Consider the following 12554-nt stretch of genomic DNA (forward strand, 5'->3'; position numbering starts at 1 on the left):
GGGGGGGGGGGGCCGCCCCCCCCCCCCCCCCCCCCCGCCCCCCCCCCCACCCCCCCCCCCCCCCCCCCCCCCCCCCCCCCCCCCCCCCCCCCCCCCCCCCCCCCCCCCCCCCCCCCCCCCCCCCGCCCCCCCCCCCCCCCGCCCCCCCCCCCCCCCCCCCCCCCCCCCTCGCCCCCCCCCCGTCCCCGCCCCCGGCCCCCCCGCCGCGCCGTCGGCACCTGGCTCGACGAGCACCCGGAGCTCGCCCGCCGCATCCTCGACGGCGGCCACGACCTCGGCAACCACACCCATCGGCACCTGGACGTCAACGCCATGTCCGAGGCCGAGGCACAGGCCGAGATCACCGAATGCGCCGAGCGGCTGAAGCGGCTGACCGGATCGATCGGCACCTGGTTCCGCCCGTCCCGCGCCGCGCGCGCCTCCCCGCTCGTCGAACGGCTGGCCCGCACCGCGGGCTACCCCCACGTCCTCTCCTACGACGTGGACTCCCTCGACTTCACCTCGCCCGGCCCCGACGCCGTCACCGGCAACGTCATGGCCGGGATCCGGGGCGGATCGATCGTGAGCCTGCACTTCGGCTACGCGGACACGGTCGCCGCGCTCCCCGCCGTACTGGAAGAACTCGACCACCGCGGACTGCGCGCGGTCACCACCACGGAGCTGCTGAGCTGATGCACCGGAACCTCGTCACACGCACCCTGATCGCGGGCGCCGCCCTCATCGCGCTCGCCGCCTGCGGCACCCAGTCCCCGGACCCGGCACCCCAGGCCCTCAACACCAAGGCGGCCGTACCCGCACCGCCGAAGAAGCCCGTCCAGGGCCTGCCCGGCATGCCGCCCGTCCTCGATCCGAAGGACGTCTACGCGGCGGACAGACCCAACCAACTCTCGCCCGTGGTCAAGGACTTCCCGTCCCGGGTATACGTCCCCAACACCGAGTCCGACACGGTCTCGGTCATCGACCCGAAGACGTACGAGATCATCGAGACGATCCCCGTCGGCCGCCAGCCCCAGCACGTCGTCCCGTCCTGGGACCTGAAGACCCTCTGGGTCAACAACAACCGCGGCCACACCCTCACCCCCATCGACCCGAAGACCGGCAAGGCGGGCAAGGAGGTCGAGGTCCACGACCCGTACAACCTCTACTTCACGCCCAACGGCAAGTACGCCGTCGTCATGGCCTCCCTCGACCGCGAACTCGTCTTCCGCGACCCGCACACCATGGAGCGGATCAAGACCGAACCGGTCACCTGCTACGGCGTCAACCACGCCGACTTCTCCGCCGACGGCAAGTACTTCATCGTCTCCTGCGAGTTCAGCGGCGAACTGCTGAAGGTCGACACGGAGAAGATGGAGGTCGTCGGACAGCAGAAGCTCCCCTTCGACGGGGCCATGCCGCAGGACGTGAAGATCTCCCCGGACGGCAAGAAGTTCTACATCGCCGACATGATGGCCGACGGGATGTGGGTGCTGGACGGCGAGAAGTTCACCGAGCCCACCCTCCTGCCCACCGGCAAGGGCTGCCATGGGCTGTACGTCAGCCGGGACTCCCGCGAGATGTACGTCTCCAACCGAGGCGAGGGCTCCATCTCAGTCTTCGACTTCACGCGGAACAAGCTCACCAAGAAGTGGCACCTCCCCGACGGCGGCAGCCCCGACATGGGCGGCGTCTCCGCCGACGGCAAGGTCCTGTGGCTGTCCGGCCGGTACGACGCCGAGGTCTACGCCATCGACACCCGCACCGGCACCCAGCTCGCCCGCATCCCGGTCGGCGACGGCCCGCACGGCCTCGCGGTCTACCCACAACCGGGCCGCTACTCACTCGGCCACACCGGCATCTTCCGGTGACGGTGGCACAGAGGCGCTTCCGTAAAGACGCTCGCACGGACACGCCGCCGTACGAGTGAAGATCCCCAGCCCGCCGCCGCAGACCCGGAATCGTGCCCCGCATGATCACAACTCGTCTGCGGCGGCGGGCTGTTGCCGCCGTCCTGTCCCTCGCGGCCGTCTTCTCCACGACGGCCGCCACGGTCCCCACGACGGCGCCCGCGAAGGCCGCCGCAGCTCCCGCCTGTCCCCAGTTCGACGACCCCGTCAAGGCGGCCGCCGACCGTCGCGTCGACATCTCCCGCATCACACCCACCCCGGTCTGGCGCAAGACCTGCGGCACGCTGTACCGCGCCGACGGCCGCGGACCCGCGGTCGTCTTCGAAGAGGGCTTCCTGCCCAAGGACGTCATCAACGGCCAGTACGACATCGAGAGCTACGTCCTCGTCAACCAGCCCTCGCCGTACGTGTCGACGTCGTACGACCACGACCTGTACAAGACCTGGTGGAAGTCGGGCTACAACTACTACATCGACGCCCCCGGCGGCATCGACGTCAACAAGACCATCGGCGACACCCACAAGTGGGCCGACCAGGTCGAGGTCGCCTTCCCCGGCGGTATCCACCGGAAGTACATCATCGGCGTCTGCCCGGTGAACAAGACGACCAAGGTCGAGATCATGAGCGGCTGCCAGAGCAACCCGCACTACGAGGCCTGGCACTGAACCGGGACCCCTTGAGTCTCCACCCACTGGAAGCCCCAGACTCGCGGACATGAGCGAAGACGGCACCGCACTGTTCACCATCGGCGAGCTGGCCAGGGCCACCGGGCTGACCGTGCGCACCATCCGCTACTGGTCGGACGAGGGCGCCCTGCCCCCGGTGACCCGGTCGACGGGCGGCTACCGCCTGTACGACGCCGGGTCCGTCGCCCGCCTGGAGCTGATCCGCACCCTGCGCGAACTGGGCCTCGGCCTGGACGACGTACGCAAGGTGGTCAGCGGCGAGCAGGACATCGCGTCCGTCGCCGCCACGCACGTGGCGGCGCTGGACGCGCAGATCCGGTCGCTGAAGGTGACCCGTGCGGTGCTGTCGACCGTGGCGCGACGCGGCTCGACCGCGGAGGAGATGACCCTGATGAACAAACTGGCGCGGCTGTCGGCCGCGGAGCGGGGGCGCATCATCGACGACTTCATGGAGGAGACCTTCGGCGGGCTGGACACCGCGGACCCCGACATCCGGACCCGGATGCGGTTCGGCCTGTCCGATCTGCCCGAGGATCCCACGCCGGAGCAGGTGGACGCCTGGGTGGAGATGGCCGAACTGATGCAGGACCTCGGTTTCCGCGCCCGGATGCGGAAGATGATCGAGTTCAACGCGGCGGACCGGGGACCGGACGTACCCGCCGGGACGTCCCTGTGGTTCATGAGCCGACTCGTGCAGCTCGCGGGCGAGGCGCTGGAGCAGGGCGTCACCCCCGAGTCCCCCGAGGCCGAAGCCGTGCTGAACGGGCTGCTCGGCGACGCCGACCGGGCCGCCGTACTCGACCGCATGGAGTCCGCGGCACACGTCGAAGTGGCCCGCTTCCGGGAACTGACCGCCCTGGTGCGGGGCACCGAGCCGCTGCCCGCGCACCGCGAGGAGTTCGCCTGGGTGGTCGCCGCGCTGCGTCACCGGGTGGCCCGATAATCTGACCCCCGCACACACGGACCATGCATGACGAAGGGGCGGATCGGTGGCGGACATCGACGAAGCACGCAAGCATTTCGAGCGGATCGATACGGACGGTGACGGCTTCATCACCGCGGCCGAGTTCAAGACCGCCCTCGCCCAGCAGGGCGACTGGAACGTCACCGAGGCGGTCGCCGAGGTGATCATCGGCAGCCGGGACCTCAACGGCGACAAGCTCCTGTCGTTCGACGAGTTCTGGTCGTACCTGAACAAGTGACGTGAGTTGATGAAGGGGCGCCCGTCCGGCAGCGGACGGGCGCCCCTTCACCACGCCCGGCGGAATAGCACGCCCGGTCCCGGAGTTGTTGCTCCCTGTCACGCACGTCAGGAGCACCAACCCCGGAAGGGCCTGTCATGAAGATCGGCATCATCGGCGCGGGCAACATCGGCGGCAACCTCACCCGGCGGCTCACCGCCCTCGGTCACGACGTCTCCGTGGCCAACTCCCGCGGACCGCACACCCTCACCGCGCTCGCGGAGGAAACCGGCGCCACGCCCGTCAAGGTAGAAGAGGCGGCACGGGGTGCGGAGATCGTCGTGATCACGGTCCCCACGAAGGCGGTACCCGACCTGCCGGCCGGGCTGCTGGACGGGGCGGCGGACGGGTTCGCCGTCATCGACACCAACAACTACTACCCCAAGCAGCGGGACGGCAGGATCGCCGCCATCGAGGACGAGGGCCTCACCGAAAGCCGCTGGACCGAACGGAACATCGGCCACCCCGTGATCAAGGCCTTCAACGGCACCTACGCCCAGGACATCCTGGAACGCCCGCGCCCGGCCGGCGACCCCGACCGCATGGCCCTCCCCGTCGCGGGCGACGACGAGGCGGCCAAGCGCAAGGTGCGTGCCCTGATCGACGACCTCGGCTTCGACACCGTCGACTCCGGCGGCATCGACGACTCCTGGCGCCAGCAGCCCGACACCCCGGTGTACGGCCTGCGGGCGGGCATCGACGCGGTGACGAAGGCCCTGGCGGAGGCATCAAGCGAACGCCCGGCAGCCTTCCGCGCCTGACACCCGGAGCGCGAGCAGGGGTCCGAGGTGGCTGATGATGGCCGGTCTTCCGGCGACCGGCTCCACGCCGGATCCCTGCAGCTACGCTTCCACCGCGCAGCCGATATTGAGCCAGACCGGGGAAATCGTGAACCGACCATTGCTGTTCCTCGACGTGGACGGGCCACTCAACCCCTATGCGGCCAAGCCGGAGAAACGCCCCGACGGCTACACCACCCTCAGAGTGCCCCAGGACAGCGGAACTCCGGACGAACACAGAGGACTCTCGGCCCGGCGGCGACCCCTGAGGGTCTGGCTCAACCCAGAGCACGGGCGACACCTGCTCCAGCTCGGCTACGACCTGTGCTGGGCCACCACATGGATGGACCAAGCCAACCGGTGGATCGCCCCGGTGCTCGGTCTTCCCGAACTCCCCTTCGTCGACTTCGGCGACGCCTTGTTCCAGGACCGCCCCGACGGGGTCCACTGGAAGACCGGTCCCCTCGTGGACTACGCCAACGGCCGTCCCTTCGCCTGGGTGGACGACGAACAGAGCGATCTGGACCAGGCATACGTGACCACCCACCACCGCGGGCCTGAGCTTCTGCACCACGTCAACCCGCGCATCGGCCTGCGCGAGGACGACTTCCGCACGCTCGCCGACTTCGCCCGGTCCTTGGACACTCCAGGAGCCACCGGCTGAACCCTTAGACGTTCGTGCGCGTTACGCATGTTCGGGCGGCTCGTGTGTGCGGCAGCGGGGAAAGGATGGTCCTGCGACCGGACCTCCGACAGGTATCCCCTGACGAAAGGGCTGTGCAGGACGCACTACACGCAGCATCTGAGGGGGCGAGACCTGGCGCCCATCAATCGTGGCCGCGCAACGGCTGAGGGCCGTACATGTTCCTTCGAGGGATGTGCAAGGGCTGTGTCTTCCAGAGAGCTCTGTGGTGCCGTCCAGATGATGATCAAGCGCGGACTCATCGAGTGCCTGGGGTGCGGCGAGCACAAGCCCGTAACCGACTACTCGCCGACGTGACCATGGAGTTCATTGACCAGTTGCGCCGGTTTCAGCAGGACAGATGCGCGGTTTGCGGGACGACCCATATGGGTCTGCGGGCCATGGACATCGATCACGATCACGCATGTTGTTCCGGTGGGCGAAGCTGCGGTGAATGCGTGCGAGGTCTCATCTGCAACGACTGCAATGCCCATGGCCTTGGGTGGTACGAGGGCTTGCCGCCCGTTCCGGTGCGAACTGGCTGCCTCAGCAGGCGGTTAGACGAATCAGGCCTTGTCGGCCCATGCCCGCAGCGCCGCCTTGCTCTCGAAGTCCGCCACGTTCTTGTCGATCGGGTTGCTCGTGTACTGGTGGAAGCGCCACTTCGCCTGGATGCGGGGCTTGCCGGCGGCGACGTAGTCGGCGATCCAGAGGCCGTCACCTGCGTATGAGGTGTCGTCGACGGTCAACCAGAAGTGCCGGTTGCAGTACAAGATCACCCGGTGATTGGGCCGAAGCTCCTTCACCTTCCGGATGAACCGGTCCTTCTCCGCGTTGCTCGCGTGCGTGCCGTCGCCGGTGGTCTCCCAGTCGACGGCGAGGATGTCGCTGCCCTTTTCCGGGGCGTGCTTGACGAAGTACTCGGCCTGGGCGGTGAGGTTGCCGGGCCAGAGGAAGTGGTAGAAGCCGACGACCAGTCCGGCGTCGCGGCCCCTCTTCGTCTGGGCGGCGAGCTTCGGGTTGACGTACGAACGGCCTTCCGTCGCCTTGATGAAGACGAAGGAGAGGCCGTCGGTGTCGTAAGCGGAGGACTGGTAGGAACTCACGTCGATGCCGCGCAGCATGGGCGCTCCCGGAAGTGCTCGTGGGGGAACAGGAGTTGTTGGATGTATGCCCCACCATGGCACGTGTGATCCGCCCGCGAGGGCGGTGCGGCGGAATCTCACCCTCGGCTGTCATGCGGAAGTTGCCTGCGCCACCACAGGCTGGCCGACAGTCACCTACAAAGAGGCTGTCCTGTCATCTGGACGCGGGGGGGAAGGGCCCGCTCGTAGATGGCTCCGCCGGGTATGAACCAACCCGCCTTCTTCCGCACCGCTGCGCTCGGGTCGTCGGTGTGAGACGCCTTCAAGGCCGCAACGGCGCGTGCGTCGGAGTGGGCGAACTTGCCGACGAGTTCGGCAGCCATTCCTCGGACGTGCGGGTCGGGGTCTGAGATCAGGTGGCGCAGTGCGGGTTCGAGGACCCGGTCCGGGCCGGGTGCGCAAACGTCGCCCTTGCACCGGTCACAGGCCAGAGCGTGGCATGCGGCGATCCTGACGCGGGCGTCGGGATCGTCGGCCATGTTGATGAGTTCGCCCATCGATTCGGTGTCGACCAGGTGATCGAGTAGGCGGCAGCAGCCCTCACGGACGGCCGGATTCGCGTCGCGCAGGCCGGCGCGGATGGCGCCCAGCGCGTTCTCCCCGCGTCGCAGCAGTTCGCGGTAGGCCGCAACGGTGCGCTGAGGATCGCCCAAGCAGGAAACGAGGGCTTCGTCGTCGGTCCTAATGAACCCGAGCATGGCCTCAGTCTGGAGTCACGCGGCGAATCCCGGCAAAGGATTTTCTACGCCCATGGGGCCGGCAGACGGCCTTGCCCCTTGGGCCAAGTTCGGCAAGCTGATCACCGCGCTGCGGCGCGACGGCGCGGATCCGGTGCGCAAGAGTCAAACGCCCGCGTCGAGTAGGGGCGAGCGATGGTTAGCGCCCAACTGCGCATGCTCCGCGGATGTCAGCCTCAACCGTGTGCTGATACTGGTGTGTTGGGCTGCCAGCACTGAATAATTACGGCACTTGGGGGGGGCGAGGTGTGTTGCCTCCTGTGCGTTTTCCGTTCCGGAGGTACGTCACTATGCCCAGTTCGCGAACGACCGGAGCCGCGCGTGGTGACAGCGGTGGCTTTGCAGGCGGCAGTGACCCCGCGCTCGACCGGTTGAAAGCTGTTCTGGGCAGCTGGCGCAGTTCCCTGCTCGACCTTGGTGGGCGCAACCGTCTGCTGAACTTCCGTCATACGAGGACCGCCACCCTGGAGATCACGGCCCCTGACGCCTCTGCGGTGTTGGCCGGGCTCGGTCGCGGTTGGTCCTTCACTCCCGTCACGGGCGACGAGTCCGTCGACAGCGGCGTGGACGGAGAAGAGCTGGCTCGGGGCAGCGGCGTGTTCTACGAGTACGACTCCACCTCCACGGTCGGCGGCTCCCATCACGCCTCAGGCCTGGTGACTCAGAAGAACACCCAGGCTGGTCTTGATGCGTCGCTCTACCAACTGCGCCAGAAGTCGGGACAGATGTACAACGACTACGGCCTGTGGGTGCTCTGGCTCGGCGTGGGCATGCTGGACTGGCGGGAGGAGGGCGCCGAGGAGACGAGTGCCGCTCCGCTGCTGCTCGTACCTGTGGAGCCTCGCCGAGACGGGCGGCGGCAGACGCGTCTGCACCTGGCGGAGGACCAGGACCGGATCCACAACCCCGCGCTCGCGGTCAAGCTGGAGCGGCTGGGCGTCGACTGGAGCTCGGTCGCCGACTGCGACGTGGCCGATCCGAGCGCGGTTTTCGCCGCCGCACGGGACGTCGCGCGTGCGCAGGACGGCTGGTCGGTTGACGAGCGCGTGGTACTCGGCCTCTTCGCCTCGCACAAGGAGGCCATGTACCAGGATCTTCAGCAGAACGAGGACCGCATCCTCGCTCATCCGCTGGTCCGGGCCGTCGGCCTCGGACCCGACTCTGGGCTGCCCGACGATCTGATCGGCTTCGAGCCGCCCGAGCTGGACCGCATCGACGAGATCCAGCTGCCTGAGCGGACCCCCCTCGTGCTGGACGCGGATTCCTCACAGCGGCAGTGCATCGCGGCCGCGTTGGACGGCCGTTCCTTCGTGGTCAGCGGCCCGCCCGGTACGGGCAAGAGCCAGACGATCACCAACATGATCGCCGCCCTCATGCACGCCGGCCGGTCCGTCCTCTTCGTCAGTGAAAAGGCCGCAGCGCTCGACGTGGTCCGTAACAGACTGCGAGGCGTCGGCCTCGGAGACTTCGTGCTGGCCCTGCACAGCGGCGACACCAGCAAGAAAGCTGTGGCGACGGAGCTCGAACGGGTGCTGACCACCGAAGTGCGGATTACCGGAGCGGCCGAGCACGAACTGGACAGGGCGCGCCGACTGCGCGAGGAACTGTCGGCCTACGCGGCGGCCATGAACCAGACCCGTGAACCGCTCGGCCGTACCCTCCATGACGTCCTGGGCAGCCTGGTTCTCCTGGAGCAGGCCGACACCCCGCAGCTCACCCTCGGAGCAAGGAGCACCGCCACGGTCCGGCGGCTTGGCGCCGGGGAGTTGCAGGCGCTCAGGGAAGCCGCCGGCACCGTCAGCCGGGCCTGGCGCCCGGCAGCGGAGGGCGAAGCGTTCGTCTGGCGCGGGCTGAAGCTGAAGGGGACCACCGTCCCCACCACAGTCCTCGCGGAGGCCACCGATGCGCTCGCGGACCTGCGCGCGGCTGCCGAAAGTCGCCCGTTTGCGGTCACGACCCCCGAACCACGTACCGTGCACGACGTACGGCAGACCGTACGGACTCTGGAAGCGGGCCTGCCCGACCGGGATCCAGCCATGGTCGGCACGGTCGGCGGCGGACTGTCGGACGATTTCTCGGGAAGCCTCGCCCAACTGGCCGAGCTGTTCGGGCTACCCAAGCCGGAAACCTCTCAGGAGGCGTTCGGCCTACTGGAACTCGCCGATCTGGCCTCCGCGGCGAAACGGCCACCTGCGCGATGGTTCGACGAGGAAGGGCTGCGCGAGGCACATCGAGCGGCTCAGGAGTTGCGGGACGCGCATGCAGCCCGCGCGGCTGCCCACGCTGCAGCGGGAGACGTCTTCGGTGAGCAGGTGCTGGAAGCTCGAGAGTTGCCCGCCCTGGTCGAGAGGTTCACGGAACAGCATCGGGGTGTGTTCGCGCGTCTGTCTGGCCAGTATCGGAGGGATCGTGCGGCGGTGGCCGCGCTCACGCGCGGCGGCGCCTGGGACAAGACACTGCCCCACCGCCTCAACGATGCCCTGGCCTGGCAGCACACTGCGGCTGAGTTCGCTCGGTTGGTGGCACATCACAAGGAGGCGCTGGGCGGCTTTGTCCCCCGCGACGAAGGTGAACTGCCCGCAATGGACGCGGCGCTGGCTGCTGCGGACCGCATAGCGGAACTCACCCGCGGGACGGCTCACCGGGACCTGCTCACTGCCCGCCTCGACGACGACACCGAGCCCGACCCGTTGCTGGGGTTGCTGGCCCGTGGCATTCGCGGCGCGCTGGCCGGCTGGTGCGACATGGCGACGCGCCGTGCCGCTCGCTGGTCGGAGTCCTCGACCGCGCTACACGATCTCTTCGAGGAGCCCCGCCAGGCTCAGTTGTCCTTCGCCCTGTTCGGTACTTTCGACCAGGCCCAGCAGGCCGTGGACGAACTCCGGGCCGACCCGCGTGGCCCGGAGGAGTGGCAGGCATACCGCTCTGGAGTGGACGTCCTGGCGCGTCACGGCATCGATGAGCTCGTCCCGCGTGCCGTCGAACGAGGCGTCCTGCCCGAACAGTTGCCTGCAGTGGTGGAGCAGGCGGTGCTGAAGTGCTGGGCCGACGACCTCCTGGCCACGGACACGCGTCTCGCCACCACCCGCTCCGCGGATCTGGACGCCCGGGTGGCCGACTTCCGGGAGGCCGACCGCCGACTGGTCGCTGCCGCGAGCGGCGCCGTGATCGAAGCGTGCAACAAGCGTCGGCCGCGACGATTCAGCGGCGGGGCGGCCTTGGTGATCAAGAAGCAGGCGGAGCTGAAGCGACGCCACATGCCAGTGCGGGAACTGCTTGGCCGGACCCGCGAAGTCGTCCGGCTGATCAAGCCGTGCTTCATGATGAGCCCTCTGACCGTAAGCCAGTTCCTGCCTGCGGACTATCACTTCGACGTGGTGATCTTCGACGAGGCGTCACAGGTCCGCCCGGCCGACGCGGTCAACTGCGTATACCGGGCAGACTCGCTGATCGTGGCCGGCGATGAAAAGCAGCTGCCGCCCACTTCCTTCTTCGACTCGGCCGTCGAGGACGACTCCGACCAGTACGACGAGGACGTTCCGGACAGTTTCGAATCGCTGCTGCACGCATGCAAGGCGGGCGCCCTGCGCGAGCTGTCCCTGCGCTGGCACTACCGCAGCCGTCACGAGGACCTGATCACGTTCAGCAACAGGTCCTTCTACGGCAACTCCATGGTGACCTTCCCCGGAGCGCTGGACCACGGCAACGACATCGGCGTCGACTTCTTCCACGCACAGGGCATGTACGACCGCGGCGGCCGACGCGACAACCGCGTGGAAGCGGAGTTCGTCGCCCGGCGGGTCATCCATCACTTCGACACCCGCCCCGGCCGCACTCTGGGTGTCGTCGCCCTCTCTCAGGCACAGGCGGCGGCCATCGACCAGGCTGTTCAGCAGGCCCGGCTGCTCCGCCCCGACCTGGACCACTGCTTCACCGAGGACCGGCTCGACGGGTTCTTCGTCAAGAACCTCGAGTCAGTCCAGGGCGACGAGCGCGACATCATGATCATGTCGATCGGGTACGGCCCCGACGAGCACGGCAAGTTCGGCACGAACTTCGGGCCTATCAACAAGGGGGGTGGCTGGCGGCGCCTGAACGTCGCAGTGACCCGGGCGCGCTTCCGCATGGAGGTCGTCGCGTCGTTCCGGGGCAGCGGCCTGGCCGACAGCGCCAACGAGAGCGTTCAGCACCTCAAGCGGTATCTGGAGTACGCCGAGACCGGTCCCGCAGTCCTCGCGCAGGACGTGACACAGGCTGACGCCGAACCGGACAGCCCTTTCGAGGAGTCGGTCCTGCAGGTGCTTCGCGACTGGGGCTACCGCGTGCAGCCGCAGGTCGGCGTCGCCGGATACCGCATCGACATCGGCGTGCGCCATCCGGAGTTCCCCGGTGCCTACGCGCTCGGTATCGAGTGCGACGGTGCGATGTACCACTCGTCAAGGACGGCTCGGGATCGCGACCGGCTGCGGGAGGAGGTGCTGGCTGGGCTGGGTTGGCGGCTGCACCGCATCTGGGGCACTGACTGGTATCGCGGCCGGGCTGCTGCCGAGTTGAGACTGCGTGAGGCGGTCGAGCGGGGACCGATGTCGGACTCCGACTCCACCTCGGTAGATCCGGCGGTGGCCGCCGAGGAACAGGCGGAGGAGACCTCACGCACGAGGCCGACCGCTCCGCTCTCTGGCGCTTCGGACGGGCCTGGTGCTCCGGGACCGGGGGACGGAGCGCCGCCTACGACCCTGGCGCCCCCGGACCATGAGCGCGTTCCCGTCGACACCGATCCCGACCGGCCGTGGAGCTCCATGTACGAGACATGCGAGATGACGGTGTCCTCACCGTACGAACTGCACACCTCTGAAGCCCGGCCCGCGCTGCGCAACGTCCTGACCAGGGTCATCGGGATCGAGGGACCCATTCACGAGGAGCTCTTGGTGCAGCGTGCCAGGGAGGCGTGGGGCGTTGCCCGGGCGGGCAACAGGATCCGCGACAACGTGCGGGAAGTGGTGCGCGGTCTCGTCCGTTCGGGGCAGGTCACCGTCGACGGGCAGTTCCTGGACATGGCCGGCCGAGAGGAGCTGGACGCCCGCGCTCCGGGAGAGGGCGACACCCCCCGCAAGGCCGCGCACATCGCTCCGACCGAGCGGCAGCTGGCGCTGTATGAACTTGCCGCGGAGTGCCCAGGCATGTCACGGGACGAACTGGTCCGGCACGCGGGCGAGTTCTTCGGCTGGCGTCGCATGGGCCGGGACATCCGCAGCTTCCTGGACTCCGACATCGATGAGCTGCACCGCCGAGGCAGGTTGAGGGAGGCGGACGGGCACATCACGGCGGTCGGGTGATGGGACCGTGGCGGACCGGCCTCCGTGATCCCCGGCGTGGCGGCCACTGCCGCCAACGTTCG

General features: G+C 68.6%; 10 protein-coding genes and 2 pseudogenes. 10 read left to right on the top strand and 2 right to left on the bottom strand.

The window, feature by feature from the left end; genetic code table 11:
- The 8 genes and pseudogenes from KCH48_RS26480 to KCH48_RS43465 all read left to right on the top strand — a co-directional run.
- The coding region (locus KCH48_RS26480; protein ID WP_246885915.1) for a polysaccharide deacetylase family protein at positions 1-672 on the top strand (672 nt) is incomplete at its 5' end.
- Positions 672-1847 (top strand): YncE family protein, encoded by a 1176-nt coding sequence (locus KCH48_RS26485; RefSeq protein WP_210577256.1) that lies wholly within the window; start codon positions 672-674, stop codon positions 1845-1847. The genes KCH48_RS26480 and KCH48_RS26485, both read left to right, overlap by 1 nt.
- A 101-nt stretch (positions 1848-1948) precedes the next feature.
- Positions 1949-2551, top strand: coding sequence for an ADP-ribosyltransferase (locus tag KCH48_RS26490; protein WP_210577257.1), 603 nt, complete (start codon positions 1949-1951; stop codon positions 2549-2551).
- Between the two features lie 49 nt (positions 2552-2600).
- Complete coding sequence (locus KCH48_RS26495) at positions 2601-3515, top strand: MerR family transcriptional regulator (protein WP_210577258.1); 915 nt, start codon at positions 2601-2603, stop codon at positions 3513-3515.
- A gap of 46 nt (positions 3516-3561) precedes the next feature.
- Positions 3562-3774 (top strand): EF-hand domain-containing protein, encoded by a 213-nt coding sequence (locus KCH48_RS26500; protein ID WP_210577259.1) that lies wholly within the window; start codon positions 3562-3564, stop codon positions 3772-3774.
- A gap of 137 nt (positions 3775-3911) precedes the next feature.
- Entirely contained in the window at positions 3912-4574 is a 663-nt protein-coding gene (locus KCH48_RS26505) for an NAD(P)-binding domain-containing protein (RefSeq protein WP_210577260.1), read from the top strand.
- A 127-nt stretch (positions 4575-4701) separates the two neighbouring features.
- On the top strand, positions 4702-5256 hold the full coding sequence (locus tag KCH48_RS26510; RefSeq protein WP_210577261.1) for a hypothetical protein: 555 nt from the start codon (positions 4702-4704) through the stop codon (positions 5254-5256).
- 338 nt (positions 5257-5594) lie between these two features.
- Positions 5595-5723, top strand: a pseudogene (locus KCH48_RS43465) (endonuclease domain-containing protein); the annotation flags it as partial.
- A gap of 117 nt (positions 5724-5840) precedes the next feature.
- Here KCH48_RS43465 and KCH48_RS26520 read toward each other — a convergent pair.
- Both KCH48_RS26520 and KCH48_RS26525 read right to left on the bottom strand, forming a co-directional pair.
- Positions 5841-6398 carry a glycoside hydrolase family 25 protein gene (locus KCH48_RS26520; protein ID WP_210577262.1) on the bottom strand — a complete coding sequence of 186 codons (558 nt, stop codon included), beginning with the start codon at positions 6396-6398 and terminating at the stop codon, positions 5841-5843.
- Between the two features lie 152 nt (positions 6399-6550).
- Positions 6551-7117 carry a HEAT repeat domain-containing protein gene (locus tag KCH48_RS26525; RefSeq protein ID WP_210577263.1) on the bottom strand — a complete coding sequence of 189 codons (567 nt, stop codon included), beginning with the start codon at positions 7115-7117 and terminating at the stop codon, positions 6551-6553.
- Between the two features lie 52 nt (positions 7118-7169).
- On the opposite strand from KCH48_RS26525, the pseudogene KCH48_RS43470 reads away from it, so the two are divergent.
- Together KCH48_RS43470 and KCH48_RS26530 are read left to right on the top strand one after the other, a co-directional pair.
- Positions 7170-7265: pseudogene (locus KCH48_RS43470) on the top strand (IS5/IS1182 family transposase); the annotation flags it as partial.
- A gap of 262 nt (positions 7266-7527) precedes the next feature.
- Positions 7528-12492 (top strand): DUF3320 domain-containing protein, encoded by a 4965-nt coding sequence (locus KCH48_RS26530; RefSeq protein ID WP_246885916.1) that lies wholly within the window; start codon positions 7528-7530, stop codon positions 12490-12492.
- Positions 12493-12554: the final 62 nt, after the last annotated feature.

This window comes from Streptomyces sp. GESEQ-4 (assembly GCF_017948455.1).
Lineage (GTDB): Bacteria > Actinomycetota > Actinomycetes > Streptomycetales > Streptomycetaceae > Streptomyces.